The following is a 24,769-nucleotide window of genomic DNA, read 5'->3' on the forward strand; positions in this document are numbered from 1 at the left end:
ATGGTACTGCACCCGACAGAGTGTGGGAGAGTAGGACACCGCCGCAACAACACTACAATGGTGAGGCCGTGAAAACCCAAAAGGTCTTTCACGGCCCCACTTGTGTTTGCTGGCAATCTCAGACAGTGCCAGCCAATTGCCGGCACAACAATCGGCAACGTGTCCGACGCTACAAGCCGTCTGTGACGATAGACCGCCTTCTTTATTTCATTAGGGTGGAATGCTTGTTCTATGAGTGAAACGACCAATCAAGTGTCGTCGGGCTACATTATCGAAGGTGCCCCCGACGGCATTCAGGCTTACCGTTCAGCCGCCCATGATCGTCTTGCCCACCAGTCACGCGTGGTGTTGCGACTCGGTCAGATGTTCCTGGCAAGCGGCGCTAGTGCATATCGCGTAAAAAACTCAATGGCAACGCTTGCCAAAGCAGTAGGTATCGCAGAGCATCACGCGCAAGTCACCTACACGGAGATCATCGCCACCGCATATGCGAACGGCACCTTCCGTACCGGTCTTGCTGAACAACGCCAAATGGGCGTCAATGCCGACCGTATCGACAGGCTGAACAACTACGTCGCTTCCATTAAAGGCAAGGCAGTTCTGGTTGAAGACGCTGACAAAGCGCTTGACGAAATCGAACGGGTGAAGCCACTGTATGACTGGTTTCCGAACGCTGCGGCATCTGGACTTGCTTGTGCTGCCTTCTCATTCCTGAACAGTGGCGGCTGGGTTGAATGCTCAGCTGTTGCAGTCGCAGCATTCTTTGGCCAGGCGCTTCGGCGTCAGATGCTCCACCGTCACATGAACCACTTCGGTGTGTGGATGAGCTGTGGTGCAGTCGCGGCGCTGATCTACATCCTTCTTGTTGCCCCTGCACAGCACTTCCTTGGCCTTGAGCCTACGCACCAAGCTGGTTTTATTTCAGCACTGCTGTTCCTAGTCCCTGGTTTCCCGCTAGTGACGGGCATTATTGACCTGGTCCGACACGATTTCCAAGGCGGTCTAGGTCGTCTGACGTACGTCTTCATGCTCTTGTTGTCTGCGGGCGTCGCCACTTGGGTAGTGTCAACAGTCTTCCACTGGTCTGTCACTCCCGAATACATCTACATCCTCAGCCCCTGGTTGCTCTATACTCTGCGGTTCATCACGAGCTTTGTCGCGGCGTTTGGCTTTGCTGTCCTGTTTAACTCGCCAACGCGAGTAGCGGGAACGGCGGCATTGATTGGTGCTTTTATCAACGTTGGGCGTCTTGCTCTGGTTGACGAGCTTGATGTTCAGACGCCCGCAGCTGTCGGTCTTGCAGCCCTTGCTGCAGGCCTCCTTGCAACGTTTGCAGCGGAGCACACGCGGTTCTCCCGAGTGACGTTGTCTGTCCCGGCTGTGGTCATCATGATCCCAGGTGTTCCGCTTTACCGTTCGCTCACCTACTTGAACAACGGTCAGATGTTCGAAGCCCTCCAGTCGCTATTCACCGTTATTTTCACGATCGTGGGTATCGGCATGGGTCTTGCTTTGGCGCGAATGCTGACGGATAAGAACTGGCTAACGGAATCGGTGCCTGTTGTTCCTCTCTTGGACGAGGGCCTCCCAGATCCGTTCAGCACTACGAACAGCGCTGACACGGTGGCCAACGACCACACTTTAGCTGAGGTAAATGAAACAGTTGGAGCTACCGGCGGTGAAGAGGCTCTGAGTGAGCAGTCGCTTGCCGAAGAAACAACACCAGACGATACGTCCTCAAACCAAGAATTGAGCGACTAACGTAGCGTCTGACTTTTCATATAGGTGTGGGGGCCACAGGCGCGCCTGCGTTGGGCAGAGGAGGAGCATTCTGCCTAGCACTATGGGGTGGGCTCGCGCTGGTCGTGCGCCCACTTCCGCCTGGCGCGTAGGGGGACGAGGCTCCAGCTGAAGCCGAGGACACGGATGCATCGGACGGGAAGGCGCTCGGTGACGAAGGATCATTCCCCGGAATACTCGAAGGCGAAGCAATGGGGTCATCAACCCACAGTTGCCAGCCCGCCGGTGCAGGGCCCCACGAAGGATCGGGGCTCCACCCCGGCCCGGGAGTAAAACTTTCAGGCGGTTTCGGCCAGTTAGGTGATGGATTGAAACGCACAGTCATGGAACGCTCTTCGAGCAAACAATGATGGGGCGTCGCCATTCTAAGAGAGGGGAGCATTCAAAGGGTTTGAAAGCGTAAGGCAAGCAAGCGGTGCTCATCTCGTCGAATTAAAGATAAAGAACCGGGCGGGCACCACTTGCGTGGTGCCCGCCCGGCCTCGTCAATTAGAGAGCAGCGGAAGGTGAAAGGATCAGCCAAGTCCACCGAGGATCTGGGCCACGAAGATCTTGCCAACCATTGCGACCGGGTAGATCAGAGCGTAACCAAGGGCAACGCGCGGATCCGAGTTCGTGCGGCCGTTGGCGAATGCCAGAACAGCAGGCTGGGTCTGCAGACCGCCAAGGAAACCGGACAGCTGCGTGCCACCCATCTTGAAGATCCAACGCATGACGACGTAGGTGCCAACTGCGAGGATCGTCGTGATGACGAAGCCCAGGATGAAGATCCTGATCCAGTCACCGGAGGTGAAGGCGTTCGCAATCTGTCCACCAGCGTTGGCGCCAGCCTGTGCGAGGAAGACCAATAGACCGAACTCAGAAAGAACCTGGCAAGCGGTGAAGGGCAGAGCAGTAACCAGCGGTCCGATACGGCCCAGACGACCGAAGACCAAGCCAACGATCAGGGTGCCTGCTGCCGAACCGATCGAGAAGTATTCACCGGACGGGGTCAGGATCGGGAGCTCACCGATCGCGATACCGAGCGCCATACCGAGACCCAGCGCGATCGGGTTCAGATCCGAAAGGCCACGAGCCGAGTCGCCGAAGAACTTCGTGATGGCTTCCATCTTGGAGGTAGGAGCAACAACGCGAACACGGTCACCCTGCTGAAGGATTAAGCCCGGCTCGGCAACCATGTCAACATCACCGCGACGCACGCGGGAGATCGTTGCGGAGAAGTGCTTCGCCATCTCCAGGTCAGCAACCGTGCGACCGGCAACCTTCGGATCAGAAACCGTCATGCGACGGAAGTCAAGGTAAGTGCGATCCTGCATGAGGGAGTGTGAAGAAGCGTGGCCCAGCTCAGTTGCTGCGCGAGCAACCAATTCACGAGGACCAATGACGGTCACCAAGTCACCAGGATCCAGAGTGTCAGACATCGACGGACGGGTGATCGGGCCGGTCTCGCCACGACGCAGACGCGAGAACGTGACCTTCGAACCGAGCTTCTCGTAAATGTCGCCAACGAACGGGTGATCGTCGCGCTCAACGCGGATTGTACGGTTCGCCAGCGGGGAAGGAGTATCGCGGTCGTTCTTGCCGTAGGAGAGCGCTGCGGCAGAAGCTGCGAGCATACCGATAACACCGAACAGGTAGGCAATCGAGTAGCCGACAGTTGCGCGGTCTAGCTGACCGGAGGCTTCGCCGGCGGCTGCAAGAGCGGGGGTGTTCGTGACCGCGCCAGCGAACGTACCCGAGATCAGCGCGATATCCATGCCGAGGGCCTTACCAACGCCAAGGCCAACGCCGGCCGCGACGATGTAGAGCACAACGACGGTCAAGATCGGGCCGACAGCGGTCTTCAAGTTATGGAAGAAGGACGCGCCGGAGTTGATACCGATAGCGAAGGTAAAGAGGGTCAGGCCGAGCGTGCCCAGCTGCGGAGTCACGCGAAGTTCGATGCCGTATGCCTGTGCCCACGCCGCCAAAATAATGGCGAAGAACAGAACTGCCGCAGCGCCGAGGCCGATGCCCTTGACCTTGATATGGCCAAACGCCATACCGATACCAATGAGCAGGAAGAGGAAGAGAACTGGCTGTTCAGCCAGCAGAGCGAATACTGTTTCCACAGTTACGACTCCAATGTTGTGTTGACGGAGTAATCACGCCCATTATTGCAGGTCTGCCCGCAAAGGAAATTAGTCCATCGTCCTATCTGTGACAGATAAAGCGCCGAAAACCTATCGTTTGTGTCACGTATGCAAATGAAACGACAAAGGCGATGAGATTCAGATTCCGCAGTGTGAGACAAGCGGGGGCACGGTGCCCTAGCGGGCATACGGTTTAAGCGTGTTCAACATTCTCTCGGTTGGTATTTCCGTCCTGGTCATCGTACCCGGGCGTGCGAATCCTGCCGCGTGAAAACGGATGGATCGCACGCCTTATCCCCAACGCCATGACGCGGCTGGGGATTTTTTGTTGAGATCCACCCACACATAGAGAGGACCCAGCGGTGAAAGACACTGCTCCTACGCAGACGATGACCGGGGCGCAAGCGATTATTGCTTCCCTTGAAGCTCTCGGCGTGACCGACGTGTTCGGCATGCCCGGTGGCGCAATTCTTCCTACCTATGATCCGTTGATGAGCTCAAAGCTCAATCACATTCTTGTGCGTCACGAACAGGGTGCAGGTCACGCCGCTGAAGGCTACGCTCTTGCCACCGGCAAGGTCGGTTGTGCGATTGTCACATCCGGCCCGGGTGCAACAAACACCCTGACAGCGCTGGCTGACGCGAACATGGACTCCATCCCCATGGTCGTGATTTCAGGTCAGGTGGGTGCCTCCCTGATTGGCACCGACGCATTCCAGGAAGCCGATATTGTTGGCGCCTCGATGCCATTGACGAAGCATGCGTTCCTTGTCACCGACGCTACAGAGATTCCATCTCGACTGGCTGAAGCCTTCGAGATTGCGTCGACTGGTCGTCCCGGTCCGGTCCTCGTTGATGTCACGAAGTCCGCGCAGACTGCCCAGATGAACTTTTCTTGGCCACCCGCCATGGACCTGCCCGGCTACAAAGAAGCTGCCAAGCCTCACAAGCGCCAAGTGCGCCAGGCTGCAGAGGCACTCCTCCAAGCGCAAGCCCCGGTACTGTACGTCGGCGGTGGCATGATCCGTTCGGGTGCAACCGATGATCTTGCTCGACTGGTTGAGGCAACCGACGCTCCGGTCGTCACTACTTTGACCGCACGTGGTGCATTCCCAGATTCTGATTCACACACCTTGGGTATGCCTGGCATGCACGGAACCGTGGCAGCCGTTGGTGCTCTGCAACGCTCCGACCTGATCGTCACACTCGGTGCTCGCTTCGATGACCGCGTGACCGGCAACCTCGATTCTTTCGCGCCTCGAGCGAAGATCGTGCACATCGACATTGATGCCGCTGAGATCTCGAAGAACCGATTCGCGGACATTCCGATCGTCGGTAACCTCGCCGACGCACTTCCGATGCTCGTTGACGAAATCGTCGCGATGAAGAAGAAAGATCAGGGTGAGGACATCTCCGGATGGTGGCGTTACCTCAACCGTCTGAAGGACCGCTACCCGATGGGGTGGACGAAGACTGAAGACGGCATGATGGCCCCGCAGGAAGTCCTGTCGCGACTGTCCAAGATCGCAGGCCCCGACGCTATCTACGTGACCGGCGTTGGCCAGCACCAGATGTGGTCGGCTCAGTTCATCCAGTCCGACAAGCCGAGGCACTTCATATCCTCGTCCGGTCTAGGCACCATGGGCTTTAGCATCCCCGCCGCCATGGGAGCGCAGGTCGGCAAGCCAAACAAGGTTGTGTGGGCAATCGACGGTGACGGTTCGTTCCAGATGACCAATCAGGAACTGGCCACCTGCACGGTGAACAACATTCCGATCAAGGTCTGCCTGATCAACAACTCCGTGCTCGGCATGGTGCGTCAGTGGCAGTCGCTGTTCTACGACAAGCGCTACTCCAACACGACGCTCAACCCTGTTGACGGAGAGCAGATCCCGAACTTCGAAATGCTCGCCACCGCCTACGGCATGGCAGCGCGCACCGTCCGCTCTATCGACGAAGTCGACGAGGCTATCGAATGGGCCATGTCCATCAACGACCGCCCCGTCCTGATCGACTTTAGAGTCTCGAAGGACTCCATGGTGTGGCCGATGGTCGCAGCAGGTGTGTCGAACGATGAAATCCGCTATGCCAAGGGTATGGCCCCCGACTGGGATGTGGAGGACTGAAAATCATGGCACAAACACATACTCTGAGCGTGCTTGTTGAAAACAAGCCCGGTGTCCTGACCCGCGTCTCAGCACTGTTCGCGCGTCGTGCATTCAACATCACCTCGCTTACCGTGGGTGAAACTGAGCATCCCGAAATCTCCCGCATGACGATCATCGTCAAAGCAGAAGACCAGCCCTTCGAACAGGTCACCAAACAGTTGAACAAGCTGGTGAACGTGCTCAAGGTCGTGGAGCTTGAATCGGAAGACTCCGTGGAACGTCGCCTGCTCCTAATCAAAGTGCGCGCCGACGAAAAGCGTCGCACCGGCGTCCTGCAGGTTGTCGACCTCTTCCGTGCTCACGTCGTCGATGTGCAGACGGAAACGGTCGTCATCGAATCTATTGGCTCACTATCTAAACTCGAAGCACTTGTCCGCTCCCTTGAGCAGTACGGTGTGACAGAAATCGTCCAGTCGGGTGCCGTGGCGATCGGCCGCGGATCACGCTCGATCACGGATCAATTGAAGGAGAAATGACAATGACTGAGATCATCTACGACGACGGTGCAGATCTGTCGATCATCCAGTCCAAGAAGGTTGCCATCATTGGCTACGGCTCGCAGGGTCACGCCCACGCGCTCAACCTCAAGGATTCCGGCGTCGACGTGGTTGTTGGTCTGCGTCCGGGCTCTTCCTCATGGGACAAGGCTGAATCCGCTGGCCTGACCGTCAAAGACGTTCCCGAAGCTGCTGCCGAAGGCGACGTTGTGATGATCCTGGTGCCCGACCAGGTCCAGCGTTTCGTCTACGCAGAGCAGATCGCGCCGAACCTCAAGGACGACGCCGCACTGTTCTTCTCGCACGGCTTCAACATCCGCTACGGCTACATCACCCCCGAAGCTGGCCACGACATCTGCATGGTCGCCCCGAAGGGCCCGGGACACACTGTTCGCCGTCAGTTCCTCGAAGGCAAGGGCGTTCCGGCCCTCGTCTGTGTCGAGCAGGACGCATCCGGCCAGGCACTTGCACTCGCACTGTCCTACGCCAAGGCAATCGGTGGCACTCGCGCAGGCGTCATCGAGACTACCTTCACCGAAGAAACCGAAACCGACCTCTTCGGCGAGCAGGCAGTCCTCTGCGGTGGCATTTCCAAGCTCATCCAGTACGGCTTCGAAACCCTGACCGAAGCTGGCTACAAGCCCGAAATGGCCTACTTCGAGGTCTGCCACGAAATGAAGCTCATCGTTGACCTGATCAACGAGGGGGGCCTGACCAAGCAGCGTTGGTCCTGCTCCGACACCGCAGAGTACGGCGACTACGTTTCCGGCCCACGCGTCATCGGTCCGCAGGTCAAGGAAGCCATGAAGGAGGTCCTCGCGGACATCCAAGACGGCACCTTCGCCAAGCGCTTCATCGCCGACCAGGACAACGGTGGCCTCGAATTCAAGGCACTGCGTGCAGAAAACGAAGCACACCCGCTCGAAAAGACCGGCCAGAAGCTCCGCAAGGCTTTCGGCTGGACTTCGGCAGACGTCGACTACACCGATGGTTCTGCAGCTCGCTGAAGCCTGGTGATGCTACGTCGCTAGACGTACAGCTAGACGTACAAGAGCACATATGGGTGTGGCCCCCCGACCAACTGGTCGGGGGGCCACACCCATATTCAGCTGAGCGAAGAAAAACCGATCACTTATCGGCGTTCTTCTGCATAGCTTCATAGATCAACGTGGTGTTCTGAGCTGTACGAATCTGAGCAACCGCACGCTCAAGTCCCAGACGGACTCCAATCAGAACCGCAAGGGCAACGATCCATCCGAACAGAAGTACGATGAAGCCAGCTGTTGCATCAGCGCTAAAAGCGGCAATCATGCTCACAAACCACGACAGGGCGATAAGGCCGAGGCTGATGATGTAAATGAACTTCATGAACCCCAGCGTCACGTAGTGGCTGAAAGAGAAATCAAAAAGAGCCCTGATAAAACCGACGCCAGCCTGGGCAGTAGTGGAAGTAGCTTGAAGTGCAGGAGCAGGCTGGGCCATTGCATACGGGTTTGCCTGTTGTGCCGGAACAGTCGGTATCTGACCGGTGGTGTACGTCGGCATCTGAGTCGTCGGCTGGGCAGAAGGAGCTACCGGAGGAGCCGGCGGCGGGGGAAGCATATCGTTCGCGGCGTTCGGATCTTGAGGTGCGTACGGGTTGGACATGGGATGTTTCCTTGCAGTGTCGATGAGGATACAGATAAGCGTTGACGCTTATCGAGTATATGTCTCATAGTTTATGACATCTCCCGACCTTCACGGGTAGGGGTAGCGATTATCTGAGTGTTGTCGTCAAACAGGTGGTACCTAGAGCAGACAGACCAGTTGGTGGACGCTCTGAATGCCCACACATGGGAGTGCCCACAATTGGGCTATGACAACTTTGAAGCTTGCAGTTATTCCCGGCGACGGTATCGGTAAAGAGGTTGTTCCCGAAGGCCTGAAGGTTCTGACCAAAGTCCTTGAAGGTTCCGACCTGGAACTTGAAACGACTCACTTCGATCTGGGCGCTGACCGCTGGCACCGCACCGGCGACACCCTGACCGACGAAGATCTTGAAGCAATCAGGGGAAACGACGCTATCCTTCTGGGTGCTGTTGGTGACCCGTCGGTTCCCTCCGGTGTCCTTGAACGCGGTCTGTTGCTGAAGCTCCGCTTCGCTCTCGATCACTACGTGAACCTTCGTCCCTCGAAGTACTACGAAGGCGTTGCCTCGCCACTGCGCACCCCCGACAACACGGACTTCGTTGTTGTCCGTGAAGGCACGGAAGGCCTCTACTGTGGCAACGGCGGCGGAGTCCGCGTCGGCACCCCGCACGAGATCGCAACCGAGGTTTCAGTCAACACTGCTTTCGGTGTTGAGCGCGTTGTACGCTACGCGTTCGAAAAGGCCAACGCTCGGCCTCGTAAAAAACTTACTTTGGTGCACAAACACAATGTCCTCGTGAACGCCGGACACCTCTGGCGCCGCACAGTCGAAGCCGTCGGAGCCGAATATCCTGACGTCGCCGTCGACTACTGCCACGTTGACGCGGCCACGATCTACATGGTCACCGACCCGCAACGCTTCGACGTGATCGTCACCGACAACCTATTCGGCGACATCCTCACCGACGAAGCGGGCGCAGTCACCGGTGGCATCGGCCTGGCCGCATCGGGCAATATCAACCCCGACGGTGCATTCCCGTCGATGTTTGAGCCCGTCCACGGCTCTGCGCCCGACATTGCAGGTCAGGGCAAGGCTGATCCGACTGCAACGATCTCCTCGGTCGCACTGTTGCTCGACCATATTGGCAAGCCGGAACTGGCAGCCAAGGTGGAAGCCGCCATCAAAAAGGACATGGCCGACCGCGTTGCCGCCGATAAGACAGGCACTCCGCTGGCTCGCTCCACCTCCGAAATCGGAGACGCGATCTGCGCGGCACTTGCCTGAGCGTATTCTCACCGACTGATGCGCGCCTAGGGTCACATGACGGAACCTCGGCAAGCATCGTCGTATCCGCACATATCCTTGAAGCAACGCCTACGAAGAGGAGAAATAATGGCGATCCAAGAGCATGTGCCTACTCAGCTGGAATCCTTGGCTGCTCAGCCGATTGGATCCGGTGACGAGCTTGCAGGTCGTTTCCCTCTTACCATCAACCCGAATCCTGCGTCGCAGGCAGAATACGACGCAGTGATGAATGATCTGACCTTCGGCTGTCAGTTCACCGATCACATGGCGCACATGCGCTGGATCAAGGGTGAAGGCTGGACGGATCGCGGCGTGATTCCTTACGGCCCGCTGGATCTTACGCCGGGTGCTGCGGTTCTGCACTACTCGCAGTCCGTGTTCGAAGGCATCAAGGCGTACCGTCACGATGACGGGTCGATCTGGACTTTCCGCCCGACTTTCAATGCGGCGCGCATCAACCACTCGGCTCGTCGTCTGGCTCTGCCCGAGATGGATCGCGAAGACTTCGTCGCCTCCCTGGTTGACTACGTTCGTGCGGATTCGAAGTGGGTTCCCGAAGGCGATGGCACCAGCCTCTACCTTCGCCCGTTCATGTTCGCGTCCGAGGCATTCGTGGGTGTCCACGCCGCCCAGGTGGTCGACTACTACGTGATTGGCTCGCCGTCCGGTCCGTACTTCAAGTCCGGCTTCACCGGTGTTGCGATCTGGGTCGTTAAGGGGTACCACCGCGCAGGCCCGGGCGGTACCGGTACCGCGAAGGCGGGTGGCAACTACGCTGCGTCCCTGATGCCGCAGGAAGTCGCTGCTGAAAAGGGCTTCTCGCAGGTCTGCTTCCTGGACACCTACGAGGAAAAGTATCTCGAAGAGCTCGGTGGCATGAACATGTTCGTCGTCATGGCTGACGGCACGATCCGCACGCCCGAACTGTCCGGTGTCATCCTTGAGGGTGGTACGCGTTCTGCAATCTGCCGTATGTTGCGCGAGCAGGGAACCGAGGTTCGTGAAGAAAAGATCGCTCTGGACGAACTGGTTGCGGGCATCCGCTCCGGCGCTGTTTCGGAGATCTTCGCGTGTGGCACTGCCGCCGTCGTCACGCCGATTACTCGCCTTGCGAATGATGACTTCGATGTGGAGCTCCCCGTTGGTGAAAAGACGAAGGCTATCCACGCTGAGCTGACCGGTATCCAGATGGGTCACCGTCCGGATCCGTACAACTGGCTCTACCGTCTCGCTTGACTTTCACGTTTTTAACGTAGGGGCCTCGTTGATTTTTATCGACGAGGCCGCCTCCATATACAAGACTGGGCTGTGGGGCTCAGTCCCACAGCCCAGTCTTGTGAGGGGCGGAGTTGGATCACTGATCAGCCAGGCGTGCACCTTCAGTCAGTGATTCGAGCTTTGCCCATGCGATCGACGGGTAGACGCGGCCACCCAGGCCACAGTCGGTCGATGCGACAACGCGTTCCTTGCCGACGATGTCGGTGAACTGGTGGATGCGCTGGGCAACCAATTCGGGGTGCTCGACAACGTTTGTGGAGTGAGATACAACGCCCGGGATCAGGTACTTTCCTTCAGGAAGCTCGATGTCCTTCCAGATTGTCCACTCGTGAGCGTGGCGCGCATTCGCTGCCTCGAAGGTCAGGCCATTGGCGTTCACTGCAAGAGCGAGGTCGACGATGTCCTTGAATGGGATGTCCGTGGTGTGCGGGCCGTGCCAGGAACCCCAGCAGACGTGGAAACGGATGAGCTCGGGATCGATACCTGCAAGTGCGTGGTTCAGAGCATCGATACGGACTTGCTGGAAAGCGCGGTACTCCTCGAGTGAAGGGGCAACAGCGAACTGGTCCCAGCCCTCGGCAATATCCGGAGCATCGATCTGAACGGTCAGGCCTGAGTCGGTGATGCGCTTGTATTCCTCGCGAAGAACATCAGCGAGTGCCCACACGACGGCCTCGTCATCTTCATAGAAGGCGTTGGCGACGCGGGCGGCAGAGCCGGGGGAGATAGCGGCGATGAAGCCATCCTTCACGGACTTTCCAACAGCTTCGAGGGCTGCTTTCGTGCCGGCAATATCGGCGTTGACAGCGTCGGTGCCAATGTAGGTGAGTTCCGATGTGATCGTCGGGAAGACAACGGGATTCTTATTCGCAATGTGGATACCGGAATCCGGATCGGAGTAGGCGTCTTGGAAACGTTGCCAGTCTCGGCGCTCTGCGAAGGAAGAGTATGAAATGCGACCTTCGCGGCCTGCCGGAGGACGCACATCGAAACGAGCGGTCTCTTCAGCGGTCAGACCACCGAAACGGGAGAAGGAGTAGGTCCACCATGCGCCGTAGTCGACTGTGTCGAGCATCGCATGACCGTACTCGCCATCGTTAACGACCGAAATGCCGAGCTCAACCTGCTTGGCAATAACCTTGTTTGCTTCTTCCTGAAGAATCACAGCAAACTCAGCGTCAGAGAGCTCACCCTTTGCCCGCTTCCAGTTCGCGTCGACAAGCTTGGGTGTGCGGGGGAGTGAACCCACATGGGTTGTACGGATAGTCACGTCGGTAATCCTTTCTAGCGACCGCGTCTTGAGCGAAAGATTACGTTTGGGTACGAGGCGCAGGCCGAGGTGTCCATTGGGTAGGCGAATGTGACACAACGGTCTGTTCACTCAATGACCTCGTCGGGCGCGCGTCAACCAATCCTCTTAGGCTTAACGCATTACCTAATTACTAGGAGGACGCTCATGAGCAGGCAGCTTCGCTCCGCGACTTCAACGCAGGGCCGCAATATGGCTGGTGCCCGTGCGCTCTGGCGCGCGACGGGTATGAGAGATAGCGACTTCGGGAAGCCGATTATTGCCGTCGTTAACTCGTTCACCGAATTTGTACCTGGACACGTCCATCTTCGTAACGTTGGCAAGCTTGTCGCTGACGCAATCGTTGAAGCTGGCGGCGTTGCCAAGGAAATGAACACCATTGCCGTCGATGACGGTATTGCGATGGGCCATGGTGGCATGCTCTACTCACTCCCCAGCCGCGAGGTCATCTCCGACTCCGTTGAATACATGGTGAATGCCCACTGTGCGGACGCCATGGTCTGCATCTCCAACTGTGACAAGATCACGCCCGGCATGCTGATCGCTGCGATGCGCCTCAACATCCCCGTTGTTTTCGTCTCCGGCGGCCCGATGGAAGCTGGCAAGAACATTGATCCGTCTGTGATCATTGGCGACGCAAAGACCGGCCACGGCAACCTCATCACCGTTATGAATGCGACGGCGAACGACGAGGTTTCCGACGATGCGCTGCTCGCCATCGAGAAGCTTGCTTGCCCGACCTGTGGTTCCTGCTCTGGCATGTTCACCGCGAACTCGATGAACTGTCTGACCGAGGCCCTTGGCCTGTCGTTGCCCGGTAACGGCTCAACCCTCGCCACCCAGGTTGCTCGCCGCGACCTGTTCGTGCGCGCAGGCGAAATGATCGTTGACCTCTGCCACCGCTACTACGACGAGGAAGATGATTCCGTCCTGCCTCGCAACATCGCGAACAAGGATGCCTTCCACAACGCGATGACACTGGATATGGCGATGGGAGGATCCTCGAACACCGTCCTGCACCTGCTGGCAGTTGCGCACGAAGGCGGAATTGACTTCGACCTCGAAGACATCGCAGAACTGGGACGCACCGTCCCGTGCCTGTCCAAGGTTGCACCGAACCACAATGACTACCACATGGAAGATGTCCACCGAGCAGGCGGTATTCCGCGCATTCTTGGTGAACTTGACCGTGGCGGGTTCCTCACCCACACCGTCCACACCATCCACTCGCCGTCGCTGGACGAGTGGCTGGGAGCATGGGATCCGAAGTCGCCTACCGTCACCGACGAAGCGATCGAACTCTGGAAGGCTGCGCCTGGAAACATGCGCACCACCGAAGCGTTCTCTACCTCGAATAAGTGGGCTGAACTCGACCTCGATCAGGAAAATGGTTGCGTCCGCGATATCGAGCACGCCTACACCGCAAACGGTGGCCTGACCGTTCTCTTCGGCAACCTTGCCCCCGAAGGCGCCATCATCAAGGCAGCTGGTATTGACCCGTCTCTCTTCCACTTCGAAGGCCGAGCGCGCGTCATGGAATCCCAGGACGAAGCCATCGAAAAGATCCTCGACAAGACCGTCGAAGCTGGCGACGTTGTTGTCATTCGCTACGAGGGGCCCGCAGGGGGGCCGGGCATGCAGGAAATGCTCTACCCGACCTCCTTTATCAAGGGACGAGGCCTCGGTAAAGCCTGCGCCCTCATCACCGACGGTCGTTTCTCCGGCGGCACGTCTGGCATCTCCGTTGGACACATTTCGCCTGAGGCTGCTGACGGTGGTCTGATCGGCCTGATCGAAGACGGTGATCCGATCATCATCGACGTGAACGAGGGGCTTCTGCAGCTCGATGTCCCCGAAGAGGAAATCGAACGCCGTCGCGCCGCCCAGGAAGCACGCGAACACCCGTGGACTCCGCTGAACCGTGACCGCGTTGTCTCACCCGCACTGCAGCTCTACGCCGCAACGGCAATGAGCGCATCGAAGGGCGCAGCACGCGACGTCTCGCGCGTCCTCCGCTGAACGTTGAATCAGTGGTCGCGGTCTCGTCGATTGTGATGAGGCCACCCCCATATCTGAACGGTTAGCCCAACACGACCTGACCAGACCAAAGCGCACACGCGCTGAACTCGAGGGAGCTGGCAATGAGCGAACACGTTGCCCTGTATGACACGACCTTGCGCGACGGAGCCCAACAGGAGGGCATTTCCCTGTCCGTCGCTGACAAGCTCGCAGCACTGCCTATTTTGGACGAGCTGGGCGTCGACTATATCGAAGGCGGATGGCCGGGCGCGATTCCGAAAGATACGCAGTTCTTCCAGCGCGCTCGCGGCATCCAGCTGCATCACGCGCGCCTTACAGCCTTTGGTGCCACCACGAAAGCCGGCGTTCGGGCATCCGAGGATCGCCAGGTTGTTGGGCTTGCTGAATCAGGCGCATCGGTCGTCACGCTGGTTGCGAAGTCGGATCCTCGCCATGTGACGCGTGCGCTACGAACAACGCTCGAAGAAAACCTGCGCATGGTGCGTGACACCGTCGAATACCTGACGGGCGAAGGCATCGACGTCATGGTCGATCTGGAGCACTACTTCGACGGGCTCGCATTCGATCCTTCATATGGAATTGAAGTGATGCTTGAGGCTGCGCGCGCTGGAGCCGTCGCAGTTATTCCGTGCGACACGAACGGTGGAAACCTGCCGTCGACTATCGGTGCGCTGACGGCGCGTTCGCGTCAAGCTTTGGATAAGGCCGGGTGCGGTTTAACGGTGCTCGGCATTCACACTCACAACGACACTGGGTGTGCGGTAGCGAACACCATTGCTGCCGTGGAAGCGGGGGCGCGTCAGGTCCAGGGTACAGTCAACGGCTACGGTGAACGCACCGGTAATGCGAACCTGCTAACGTGTGCGGCGAACCTGCAGATCAAGTGCGGTTTTGATGTGATCCCGGACGATGCGCTTTCGTCGCTGGACTCCGTGTCCCACCGCATTGCGGAGCTCGTGAACATCACGCCGTTCGCGCGCGACCCCTACGTTGGAACCTCGGCATTCGCGCACAAGGCTGGTCTGCACGCATCTGCGATCCGCGTTGATCCCGATCTGTACCAGCACATCGATCCCGCCCTGGTGGGGAATGGCATGCGGATGCTGGTATCCGAAATGGCTGGAAAGTCCTCAATCGAGCTGAAGGCTGAGGAGCTCGGCATCGACCTGACTGCTCTTCCGAATGCCGCGGCTCTGCTGGCGGCAAAGGTGAAGGAACGCGAAGCTGCCGGCTACACCTACGATGCTGCCGACGCTTCTTTCGAACTGCTGGCGCTGGGGGAACTGGGGCAGATGCCACGCTTCGTCCGCGTCGAGTCCTGGAAGGTGACGACTCAGGAAATCGCTGAAGTCAAGGGCGATCCCTTCGCCGAATCGGAAGCAACCGTCAAGATTCACACGGAACGCCGTCACATTCGAACGGCCGAAGGAAACGGGCCTGTGAATGCTCTCGACCGGGCACTCCGTCACGTGTTGACTCGCGACTACCCGGTGTGCGCGAGCTTCAAACTTTCTGACTTCAAGGTGCGTATTTTGGACGAGGATCGTGCGGGCACCGACTCCACGATTCGCGTTCTGATTGAAACCACTGACGGACACCGCTCCTGGTCGACCGTTGGTATCGGTACGGACATTATTGAGGCCTCGTGGGAAGCACTCTTCGACGCCTACATGTGGGGGCTGCTGCATTCGGGTGTGGCGCCGCTGTTGCGTGAGTGAGCTTCAGCTGAAAACGCTGGCGCGATTCGCATTGCGGGGCGTGGCGGGGGACAATTGAGCCATGCATGGAGAGTACAAAGTTCCCGGTGGCAAGCTCGTCGTTGTTGACTGCGACGTGGAAAACGACTCGATTGTGAATGTGCGCCTCTCTGGTGACTTCTTCCTTGACCCCGATGATGCGCTACTGCGTATGACGGGCGCGCTTGAAGATGCCCCCGCATCACTGTCGGGTGTTGAGATCGCTTCGCGTGTTGAAGCTGGCCTGGATCCCGATGACGTTCTCATGGGTATTACGCCCGCCGCTGTTGGCGTGGCCGTGCGTCGTGCTCTGGGACATGCGCTCTCTTGGGATGACATCGATTTCGAGGTCATTCACGGTCCCGTTGTTGACCCGATGATTAACGTTGCTATGGACGAGACCCTGGTCGAAGATGTTGCGGCTGGTCGCCGTAAGCCGTTCATGCGACTCTGGGAATGGAACGGCCCACAGGTTGTTATCGGTTCCTTCCAGTCCTATCAGAACGAGATCCAGCAGGATGGCGTCGAACGCCACGATATTACCGTGTCTCGTCGCGTCACCGGCGGCGGCGCTATGTTCATGGAGCCCGGCAACTGCGTCACGTACTCGCTGGTCATTCCGACCGCTCTGGTTGAGGGAATGAGTTTCGAACAGTCGTACCCCTACCTGGACCAGTGGGTCATGGAAGTCCTGGCAAAGCTAGGTGTGAAGGCGAAGTATATTCCGCTGAATGACATTGCGTCCGAAGCGGGCAAGATCGGCGGCGCAGCACAAAAACGTTGGTCAAACGGCTACATGGTTCACCACGTGACAATGTCCTACGACATTGACGCAGTGAAGATGAACGAGGTCCTGCGCATCGGCATGGAAAAGATCCGCGACAAAGGAACCCGTAGCGCTGTCAAGCGCGTTGACCCGATGCGCTCTCAGACCGGCCTGCCACGCGAGCAGATCCTCGACACCTTTTACGACCACTTCAAGACGAAGTACAACGCTACTGACGGTGAAATCACTGAAGCCGACATCCAGCGCGCGAAGGAACGGTGCGAAACGAAGTTCGCGACCTACGAGTGGGTGCACCGCATTCCGTGATTGGTCAGAGCTGTTCCCCGCGGCTTGTCTCAGTCGCGAGGATGTTGTCAAGAGCCAGTGATTATCGAGAGCTGAGAGACGTACTCAATCCCTCGCAGGAAACTCCGTTCTCCGCCGACTTCTCGAATCAGATCAAGGGCGAGATAGACAGGCGTCATGCCCATGTCCCAGTTTTGCACCTAGCCCAGGTTACGCGCCCCGAAAACGGCGGTGCCGACGCGGACGATTGTTGCGCCTTCAGCGATCGCCCAGTGAAGATCATTCGACATTCCCATCGACAGTTCCAGCTTGCTCATCGCGTACGAGACCCCGATTCGATCTCGGATCTCGCGAAGCAGCGCGTACGCGGAGCGGACATCAGCCTCGATGGGGGAATTCAGCCCAACTGTCATGAAGCCACTGAGCTTCAAGTGTTCTGACCTCACGACTGCCTCAACGACAGAATCAACGCCTGCCGGCTGGCACCCGTGTTTCGTGTCTTCACCGGACACGTTGACCTCGATGAAAACCGGCAGGGAAGTGGAAAGACGCTGGTCGATCTTCGTAGCAAGTGCTACAGAATCGAGGGATTCAATCAGATCGACGCACGCCAAAGCTTGATTGATCTTGTTCGATTGCAGTGGTCCGATCAAGTGCACGTGAGAACCTTCAACGCTACGGATAGCATCGACGGTATCTCGGGCTTCTTGAACGCGATTGTGGCCAAGCAAGATCGGCTGGCCAAGGTTTTTCAACAGCCGTGCCGCTTGCGCGCATTCCTCGGCGGATCGCGTCTTCACGGCAAGCTCGAGCGCAACTTTTTGCGATGTCCCATACTGGGTGCGCGCAACCTCAATCCGTTCCAACGCGTGCTGAATTCCCGCCTGAATGTTCATAGGTGAATCGTACGGCAGTCCGGCCTCGTACCCTCTGAATAATCCCTGACTTGCTCTGAACAACTGACTTTCGAAGAGCGCGCCCAACGCGCATGCGAGATAATTGATGCAGCTTCACCAACGACTTCAAGGAGACTTCGTGCGCACGCTGCTCAACATCATTTGGCTACTCTTCGGTGGCATCTGGCTTTGGCTGGGATACCTGCTGGCCGGCGTCATCGCGTGCGTTTTCATTGTGACGATCCCGGCTGGCCTGGCGTGCTTCCGTATCGCACAGTACGTGCTCTGGCCGTTCGGACGTAGTGTTGTGCCTCTGCCAAATGCAGGCGCGGGGTCGGCTCTGATGAACGTCGTCTGGTTCCTGATCGCTGGACTCTGGCTCGCAATGGGGCACGTAGTAACAGCTGCTACGCAGGCCGTGACGATTATCGGTATTCCGCTGGCGCTCGCGAATCTGAAGATGATTCCGGTGACGTGCTTCCCGTTCGGAAAGACCGTGGTTTCTGATCCGCGCGCAGTAATCATCTGAGCAGGTGTATCCAAGTGGGCAAAAAGCAAGCGAATTCGAGTTCGCCGTCGGGTCCGACTCGTGCGATTGAAGCATTGAACAAGGCCGGGATTTCCTTCACATTGCACGAATACGAGCATTCGCCCGAAGCCCGCACGTACGGTGGTGAAACGGTTGAGAAGCTCGGTGTTAATCCGGCTACTGCGTTTAAAACGCTGATGGTCAAGCTTAATACCGACGAGTTTGTTGTCGGGATTATCCCAGTTCTTCATCATTTGTCGATGAAGCTGATCGCGAAGGCTGCAGGTGCGAAGAACGCTGAGATGGCAGATCCTGCTGTCGCGCAGCGTCGTACGGGATACGTGGTGGGCGGCATTTCTCCGCTGGGACAGACGACTTCGCACCGTTTATTTGTTGATGAGTCCTGTTTGGACCATGACACGATGATCGTGTCAGGTGGTAGGCGCGGCTATTCGGTGGAGTTGAGCCCGCTGGACTTTATCGATGTGTCAGGCGCCGAATGCGTTCCGCTGACTGCGATCGACTAGGTGAATACAGGCCCGGCGTCTGCTGAGCCGTTAGAGATGAAAACCCTGAAGCAGACTCGCGATAGGAAACTCTCTCTTTTCTGCTGCCCGAGCAAGCTTCAGATCATTCGTGCAGAAAGTGATCTGAGTAGTGGGACTTGTCAGGATCGACGCTGTTGCAAGGTGAATCGCATCGAGGCTCTTGAGTTCGCCGGTGAACTTCTTAGTGTGGGCCTACGGACAGCAGGGTCAGCGCAACTCCGCCTTGGCGATCGGATTCAACAAGGTCGATCAGGGCGACGAGGCGCCAGTCGCCATCGCTATTCGGATCGAGCAGTGTCTGAGTCGCCAACCAATACGTGTGGTCACCGTCCGCCTCGGCGCCAGCAACCTCAAGATCTGCGGGGGAAGGGTGCTCATTCAATTCGCACAATGAGGTTGACCGAGCTTCCTGATCGATCCCGATCCAGTCATACTCCGCCCAGTAGCGCTCTAACACGTGATTCCAACGTTCTTCATCCCACCCGGAATCGGCGTCCTCGCGCGCCAGAGCCTCAACCGCGTCGCGGCTCATCAGTTCTACACGATGGAACATCGCCTTACGCACTGCCGTACGGAACGCATGCTTGTTCGTCGTAAACGCGATCGTTCCGTCCTCGTCAGCGCCGAACGCAACCTCGTTTCCAACCGTCTGTGTAGCCGGATTCGAGGCTGTGCCTTCAGCCAATGCCTCCCACTCGTCCAACAAGGAGGAGTCAACCGCACGAATCAGCGTGGCCAGCCAATCGATGATCGCCTCAACCTCGTCCGTCATCGCATCGTCGGGAATAATCTGCTTCATGCCACGATATGCATCCGTCAAATAACGCAGCAGCACGCCTTCGGAACGTCCCACGTCGTAACGAGAAACAAGCTCCGTGAATGTCATCGCGTTCTCAACCATCTCACGGACAACTGACTTCGGAGAAATCTCAAGATTCCCAACCCAAGGATTCGCCTTCACATAGGTTGCGAACGCCGGCTCCAACAGATCAGCCAACGGCATCGGCCACGTTACCGATTCCAATGCTTCCATACGTTCGTCATACTCCATGCCCTCGGTCTTCATCGCGGCGAGAGCCTCACCCTTTGCTACAGAACGCTGGGCAAAGAGCAGAGGACGAGGATCGTCGAGAACCGATTCCACAACGGACAGAACATCAAGCGCATATGACGGCGATTCAGTATCCAAGAGTTCAATCGCAGCAAGCGCAAACGGTGACAGCGGTTGATTCAATGCAAAATCATCGGGCAAATCAGTTGCCGCACGGAGCCTGGGACGATGTTCCTTCAACGCTTGAGCGGTAGAGACGTGCTCGACTACGCCCGCCTGCAACAACGAGGAGTAGATGTCGCCCAAGCGACGAAGATGTGGGTTCGAGTCCTGGGGACGGTCATCGTTGCCCACGGCCAGCTCCACCAAATGGGCTCCAGGATCGCGCCCTGCAACTTCCGCTCCGGCAAGAACATTCAAGACCATCGAGTGCGTCATTGAGAACTGTGAACGCAACTGTTCGGGCTGCTCTTCAGTTAAACGCGTGAACGTCGCCTTTGTCCACGAGATCGTTCCGTCACCAGGACCCTTACTCTTCTTCGCATGCTTCTTCTGGGCGCGCTTCAACTCACGCACGTCGCGAGCCGCTTCCTGGGCTGCACTGAGCTTCGCGCGCTCGCGGGCAGCCTCAATCTCATGCTCAGGAGCAAGAACACGCACATAGCCGACGGTGTCGAAGCCAGCGCGACCTGCACGACCAGCAATTTGATGGAATTCACGTGCTGATAGGTGACGCATCTTGTTGCCATCGAACTTCACCAATGACGTCAACAACACCGTGCGAATGGGCACGTTGATACCAACACCAAGCGTGTCAGTTCCGCACACGATGGGGAGCAAGCCCTGCTGTGTGAGGCGTTCAACCAGTCGGCGATAGCGGGGGAGCATACCGGCATGGTGAACACCAATTCCCTGAGTGAGTAGAGACCGCAGAGTCTGACCGAACCCCTTCGCAAAGCTCACGGTTGCAAGCTCGGCGTTGATCTTCTTCTTTTGGTCATCGCTGATCAACGTGCGCTTATTAAATGATTGCGCAGTTGAAACGGCATCTTTCTGAGAAAAATGCACGATGTAGACCGGCCAGCGGCCCTCGTTGAACAGGCGCTCGACCGTGTCATCCAAACGATCGACAACATATTCAAATTCAAGAGGAACCGGGCGCTTCGCATTATCAATCAACGCGACCTCGCGTCCGGTGCGTTCCTGCCACGTACGACGGAAGAACGCGGTGTCACCAAGTGTCGCAGACATCGCGACAAACTGAGGTTTCGTGAGCTCCAGCAGGGGAATCTGCCATGCTGATCCTCGCTGCGGATCCCCGTAATAGTGGAACTCATCCATCACGATCATGTCCGCATCCAAGGATGGGCCTTCACGCAGAGACTGATTCGCCAAGATTTCAGCCGTGCAGCAGATAATCGGCGCCAGAGGATTGAGGGACACGTCGCCCGTCACCATGCCAACGTTCTGCGCACCAAAAAGTGCGACCAGATCGAAGAACTTCTCTGAAACAAGAGCCTTCAGAGGTGCTGTGTAATACGAGCGCCCACCATTCGCCATCGACACGAAGTGCGCGGCCAACGCGATCATCGACTTGCCCGACCCCGTTGGGGTTGCAGCAATAATGTGCTTCCCGTCGAGGAGCTCAAGGAACGACTCTTCCTGATGCGGATACAGTGGCCTGCCCGTTGAGGCCGCCCACGAAGTAAACGCTTCGTAGAGCGCATCAGGATCCTTCAACAGGCCATCGTCTTCCAACTGGTCCAGAAGTTCATTCAAGCTCGCTGTCATGGTCCCATTCTCCCAGAAAGACGACTGCCCCCAAACGCTCGTTATTAAATGTTTGGATAGAAGGGACAGGCGATGTGAGCCTGTAAATAACTGCCTGTTCTAGGAAACGCGTTCAACGATGAGCCTCGTACCCCGACCGCCAACTGAAAATGCACCTAAGTGGTCACGTTGTGGATCGAAAAACGGGGAAAGCGGATCGTGTGCCATGCTTACCACGTCCCGTTAGCCGTAACCCACCACAGTGGTGGACAAGAAAGGAGTGCGACGTGGAAGACCTTGCAAATCAAATTCTGGCGGTCGCAGACTGGCTCACGTTACACGTGACAGTCTGGGTTCTCGTTGGCACCGGCCTTTTCCTGACCATCGCATCTCAGGGTGTGCAACTGAGGCATTTCCCGTCGATGATTCGCGTCGTCACCGGCTCGCGTCAAGGCGCGAAGGGTGGCATCTCGTCCTTCCAGGCGTTCACGATTTCACTTGCCGCCCGCGTCGGCGTCGGTAACGTCTTCGGCGTGGCCGCAGCTTTGCTAATGGGTGGTCCGGGCGCAATTTTCTGGATGTGGATCGTCGCCCTCGTCGGAATGGCGACCGCATTCTTCGAGGCAACGCTCGCGCAGGTCTTCAAGGTCCGCGTCGCTGACGGCACATTCCGTGGCGGTCCCGCGTACTACATTTCGCTCGGTATGAAGAACAAGGTACTAGCCTCAGTTTTCGCCGTCATTACTGTTGTCACCTGCGCATTCGTCATCACCTCCGTCCAGTCGAACGCCATCGCCGGAACCCTGCTCTCCGCACTCGGTGACGCCGGCTCTGAGCCCGTCATCGGTTCACTCACCCAGGCGCAGATCATCATCGGTGCCCTGCTGTTCGTCTTCTCCTCCATGGTCATCTTCGGCGGTATCCGCACCGTCGCCCGCGTGACCGAGTGGATGGCCCCGATCATGGCCACGATCTACGTCATCATGGTCGCGATCATCGTCATCATGAACATCGGCCAGTTCGGAACCGTCCTCGGTCAGATCTTCTCCTCCGCATTCGCGCCCCAGCCACTCGTTGGTGGCCTCGGCGGTGGTATCCTCGCTGCCCTGATCAATGGCACGAAGCGAGGCCTCTTCTCGAACGAAGCCGGCCAGGGTACTGCCCCGAACGCCGCTGCAACCGCGACCGTTGCGCACCCTGTGTCCCAGGGGCTCATTCAGTCCCTCGGCGTTTTCATCGACACGATCATCGTGTGTACCGCCACCGCGTTCGTCATCCTGATCGCCGGCCCGGACGTCTGGGGAGCCGAAGGCATCAGTCCCGCAAACCTGACCTCCGCAGCCGTCGCGAACGAGCTCGGCCAATGGACCATCATGCCGATGGCCGTCCTCATCTTCGTCCTCGCGTACTCGTCGATCATCGCCGCCTACGTCTACTCCGAAACAAACATGACGTTCGTGACTGACAAGAAGTGGGCAACTTGGACCGTTCGCGTCATCTCCGTCATGTCCGTTGTCCTCGGCGCGCTGGTCTCGTTGGACCTAGTCTGGAACGCCGTCGATATTGCGATGGCCGTCATGACCGTCACCAACCTGGTCGCCCTGCTCTGGCTCTCGAAGTGGGGCTTGGGCGCCATGCGCGACTACGAAGCTCAGCGCAAGGCAGGCATCGAGGTCCCCGTTTTCATCGGCAAAGACAACCCACTGCTTCCCGGCGACCTGCCGACCGACACCTGGGTCGAAGAAAAGGCCTCCTGACACCGCGAGGTTGGATTTCCCGTCCGACTTCCCAGTTGGTTGCTGAAACGGCTTCGTATTGACGAGGCCCATCAGAAAGCCATCCTGACTCAACGCCGGTGGTTCGGGCTCATGCCCGAACCACCGGCGTTTTACCACACTGTTCAACTCCAGATCTTCGAGTTCACCACAGCCACGCAGGCAATCCCCGAAAGCTCAGACAAGTGCGTGTTGTTTGGACTCCACCGACTACGTCGGCGGGGCCAGCCCAATACGCAAAATTCGCACTTGGGGGACAGCCTGCCTCCGCGATGGCTTAGCCCGGAGGCCACACAGCGCCCTGAACATGCCAGCGTGTGCCGACAAAAAGGCGCTCGCGGTTTAGGCTTTAACTATGAAGATCGTGCGTTTTTCTGATGGTGACTCACCGCGTTATGGAGCCCTTGAAGATGGCTCAACCCGAATCGTTGTCCTGAAGGGCGACCCGCTGTTCAATCCGGTTGAGCCCGATGGGCGAATCGTTGAGCTTGATGAAGTTCGCTTGCTTTCGCCGGTCATTCCGCGTTCCAAGGTCGTTGCGATCGGCAAAAACTACGCCGATCATGCGCGCGAAATGGGAGGCGAGGCCCCGGATATGCCGGTCGTCTTCTTGAAGCCGAACACCTCTGTCATCGGTCACGATGATCCGATCGTTCGTCCGTCCTGGTGCAATGAACTGCATCATGAAGGCGAGCTCGCAGTCATTATCAAGTCCCTGGCAAAGGATATTCCGCTTGAGGACGTCGACAAGATCATCCTTGGATACACCGTGGCAAACGACGTGACCGCTCGCGATATTCAGCGAGCCGACTCGCAGTGGACTCGCGCAAAAGGCTTCGACACGTCCTGCCCGCTGGGGCCGTGGATCACCGTTGACCCGAACTTGGACGTCAACAACCTGCGGATCACGACAACGGTCGATGGCGAAGTTCGCCAAGACGATACGACCGCCAACATGATCCACAATGTGGCAGAAATCGTCTCCTACGTGTCGTCGATCTTCACGCTGTTGCCCGGCGATGTCATCATCACCGGAACCCCCAAGGGCGTCAGCGAAATGAAGCCCGGTCAAACCGTTGAGGTCACCATCGAAGGCATCGGTACCCTTCGCAACACGGTTCGAGACGCCGAATAGTATCGGCCCTTTACCCGTTAAACGTGTGGGGAGCAGTTTAATGAACTGCTCCCCACACGTCTGTTTTTAGGTGGCCGGCCTCGTCAATTGCCAGAAAG

Annotated in this window: 18 protein-coding genes; 13 read left to right on the plus strand and 5 right to left on the minus strand. The window is 57.8% G+C overall.

From position 1 onward, the window contains the following. Positions 1–231 precede the first annotated feature (231 nt). Positions 232–1,761: a threonine/serine ThrE exporter family protein gene (locus tag PG731_RS00005; RefSeq protein ID WP_270771320.1), complete on the plus strand. Its 1,530-nt coding sequence runs from the start codon at positions 232–234 to the stop codon at positions 1,759–1,761. 554 nt (positions 1,762–2,315) lie between these two features. Here PG731_RS00005 and PG731_RS00010 read toward each other — a convergent pair. Further along, positions 2,316–3,911, minus strand: coding sequence for an aspartate:alanine exchanger family transporter (locus tag PG731_RS00010; RefSeq protein ID WP_270771322.1), 1,596 nt, complete (start codon positions 3,909–3,911; stop codon positions 2,316–2,318). A 383-nt stretch (positions 3,912–4,294) separates the two neighbouring features. On the opposite strand from PG731_RS00010, the gene PG731_RS00015 reads away from it, so the two are divergent. From PG731_RS00015 to ilvC, 3 genes are read left to right on the plus strand one after another with little or no spacing between them, the layout of a single operon-like run. Continuing rightward, positions 4,295–6,058, plus strand: coding sequence for an acetolactate synthase large subunit (locus PG731_RS00015; protein WP_270771323.1), 1,764 nt, complete (start codon positions 4,295–4,297; stop codon positions 6,056–6,058). Positions 6,059–6,063: 5 nt separating this feature from the next. Next, complete coding sequence (gene ilvN, locus PG731_RS00020) at positions 6,064–6,576, plus strand: acetolactate synthase small subunit (protein ID WP_270771324.1); 513 nt, start codon at positions 6,064–6,066, stop codon at positions 6,574–6,576. Between the two features lie 2 nt (positions 6,577–6,578). After that, positions 6,579–7,604 carry a ketol-acid reductoisomerase gene (gene ilvC, locus PG731_RS00025; RefSeq protein WP_270771326.1) on the plus strand — a complete coding sequence of 342 codons (1,026 nt, stop codon included), beginning with the start codon at positions 6,579–6,581 and terminating at the stop codon, positions 7,602–7,604. Between the two features lie 121 nt (positions 7,605–7,725). Here the strand turns inward: ilvC and PG731_RS00030 are convergent, their stop codons facing one another. Then, positions 7,726–8,244, minus strand: coding sequence for a DUF4282 domain-containing protein (locus PG731_RS00030; RefSeq protein ID WP_270771328.1), 519 nt, complete (start codon positions 8,242–8,244; stop codon positions 7,726–7,728). Between the two features lie 208 nt (positions 8,245–8,452). Between PG731_RS00030 and PG731_RS00035 the strand changes: the two genes are divergently transcribed. Beyond that, positions 8,453–9,511, plus strand: coding sequence for a 3-isopropylmalate dehydrogenase (locus PG731_RS00035; protein ID WP_270771329.1), 1,059 nt, complete (start codon positions 8,453–8,455; stop codon positions 9,509–9,511). 108 nt (positions 9,512–9,619) lie between these two features. Further along, complete coding sequence (locus PG731_RS00040) at positions 9,620–10,768, plus strand: branched-chain amino acid aminotransferase (protein ID WP_270771330.1); 1,149 nt, start codon at positions 9,620–9,622, stop codon at positions 10,766–10,768. Positions 10,769–10,886: 118 nt separating this feature from the next. Here PG731_RS00040 and PG731_RS00045 read toward each other — a convergent pair whose 3' ends face one another. Next, positions 10,887–12,080 carry a cobalamin-independent methionine synthase II family protein gene (locus tag PG731_RS00045; RefSeq protein ID WP_270771331.1) on the minus strand — a complete coding sequence of 398 codons (1,194 nt, stop codon included), beginning with the start codon at positions 12,078–12,080 and terminating at the stop codon, positions 10,887–10,889. 186 nt (positions 12,081–12,266) lie between these two features. Between PG731_RS00045 and ilvD the strand changes: the two genes are divergently transcribed. The 3 genes from ilvD (at position 12,267) to PG731_RS00060 (ending at position 16,988) form a co-directional block, all read left to right on the plus strand. After that, positions 12,267–14,138 carry a dihydroxy-acid dehydratase gene (ilvD, locus tag PG731_RS00050; protein ID WP_270771334.1) on the plus strand — a complete coding sequence of 624 codons (1,872 nt, stop codon included), beginning with the start codon at positions 12,267–12,269 and terminating at the stop codon, positions 14,136–14,138. A gap of 122 nt (positions 14,139–14,260) precedes the next feature. Then, positions 14,261–15,877 (plus strand): citramalate synthase, encoded by a 1,617-nt coding sequence (gene cimA / locus PG731_RS00055; RefSeq protein WP_270771336.1) that lies wholly within the window; start codon positions 14,261–14,263, stop codon positions 15,875–15,877. Between the two features lie 61 nt (positions 15,878–15,938). Then, complete coding sequence (locus PG731_RS00060) at positions 15,939–16,988, plus strand: lipoate--protein ligase family protein (RefSeq protein WP_270771337.1); 1,050 nt, start codon at positions 15,939–15,941, stop codon at positions 16,986–16,988. Between the two features lie 179 nt (positions 16,989–17,167). On the opposite strand, the gene PG731_RS00065 is transcribed toward PG731_RS00060, so the two are convergent. After that, a complete protein-coding gene (locus PG731_RS00065; protein WP_270771338.1) occupies positions 17,168–17,863 on the minus strand; it encodes a YggS family pyridoxal phosphate-dependent enzyme in 696 nt (231 codons plus the stop codon). A gap of 139 nt (positions 17,864–18,002) precedes the next feature. Here PG731_RS00065 and PG731_RS00070 point away from each other — a divergent pair, with 139 nt between their 5' ends. Both PG731_RS00070 and ybaK read left to right on the plus strand, forming a co-directional pair. Next, positions 18,003–18,392 (plus strand): YccF domain-containing protein, encoded by a 390-nt coding sequence (locus tag PG731_RS00070; protein ID WP_195224938.1) that lies wholly within the window; start codon positions 18,003–18,005, stop codon positions 18,390–18,392. 14 nt (positions 18,393–18,406) lie between these two features. After that, positions 18,407–18,919 (plus strand): Cys-tRNA(Pro) deacylase, encoded by a 513-nt coding sequence (ybaK, locus tag PG731_RS00075; RefSeq protein WP_195224939.1) that lies wholly within the window; start codon positions 18,407–18,409, stop codon positions 18,917–18,919. Between the two features lie 202 nt (positions 18,920–19,121). Here the strand turns inward: ybaK and PG731_RS00080 are convergent, their stop codons facing one another. Beyond that, the gene (locus PG731_RS00080; RefSeq protein WP_270771344.1) at positions 19,122–21,782 is read right to left on the minus strand and encodes a DEAD/DEAH box helicase; all 2,661 of its coding nucleotides are present in this window, start codon (positions 21,780–21,782) and stop codon (positions 19,122–19,124) included. A gap of 266 nt (positions 21,783–22,048) precedes the next feature. Here PG731_RS00080 and PG731_RS00085 point away from each other — a divergent pair, with 266 nt between their 5' ends. Beyond that, a complete protein-coding gene (locus PG731_RS00085) occupies positions 22,049–23,518 on the plus strand; it encodes an alanine/glycine:cation symporter family protein (protein WP_270771346.1) in 1,470 nt (489 codons plus the stop codon). 373 nt (positions 23,519–23,891) lie between these two features. Continuing rightward, positions 23,892–24,671, plus strand: coding sequence for a fumarylacetoacetate hydrolase family protein (locus tag PG731_RS00090; RefSeq protein ID WP_270771348.1), 780 nt, complete (start codon positions 23,892–23,894; stop codon positions 24,669–24,671). Positions 24,672–24,769 lie beyond the last annotated feature (98 nt).

This window comes from Pauljensenia sp. OF14-1SRA (assembly GCF_027694595.1).
In the GTDB taxonomy this organism is placed as follows: Bacteria; Actinomycetota; Actinomycetes; order Actinomycetales; family Actinomycetaceae; genus Pauljensenia; species Pauljensenia turicensis_B.

Coding starts and splice junctions, on each gene's coding strand:
- PG731_RS00005 (WP_270771320.1), top strand. CDS start 232: ATGAGTGAAACGACCAATCAAGTGTCGTCGGGCTACATTATCGAAGGT.
- ilvN (WP_270771324.1), top strand. CDS start 6,064: ATGGCACAAACACATACTCTGAGCGTGCTTGTTGAAAACAAGCCCGGT.
- ilvC (WP_270771326.1), top strand. CDS start 6,579: ATGACTGAGATCATCTACGACGACGGTGCAGATCTGTCGATCATCCAG.
- PG731_RS00030 (WP_270771328.1), bottom strand. CDS start 8,244: ATGTCCAACCCGTACGCACCTCAAGATCCGAACGCCGCGAACGATATG.
- PG731_RS00035 (WP_270771329.1), top strand. CDS start 8,453: ATGACAACTTTGAAGCTTGCAGTTATTCCCGGCGACGGTATCGGTAAA.
- PG731_RS00040 (WP_270771330.1), top strand. CDS start 9,620: ATGGCGATCCAAGAGCATGTGCCTACTCAGCTGGAATCCTTGGCTGCT.
- ilvD (WP_270771334.1), top strand. CDS start 12,267: ATGAGCAGGCAGCTTCGCTCCGCGACTTCAACGCAGGGCCGCAATATG.
- cimA (WP_270771336.1), top strand. CDS start 14,261: ATGAGCGAACACGTTGCCCTGTATGACACGACCTTGCGCGACGGAGCC.
- PG731_RS00060 (WP_270771337.1), top strand. CDS start 15,939: ATGCATGGAGAGTACAAAGTTCCCGGTGGCAAGCTCGTCGTTGTTGAC.
- PG731_RS00065 (WP_270771338.1), bottom strand. CDS start 17,863: ATGAACATTCAGGCGGGAATTCAGCACGCGTTGGAACGGATTGAGGTT.
- PG731_RS00080 (WP_270771344.1), bottom strand. CDS start 21,782: ATGACAGCGAGCTTGAATGAACTTCTGGACCAGTTGGAAGACGATGGC.
- PG731_RS00090 (WP_270771348.1), top strand. CDS start 23,892: ATGAAGATCGTGCGTTTTTCTGATGGTGACTCACCGCGTTATGGAGCC.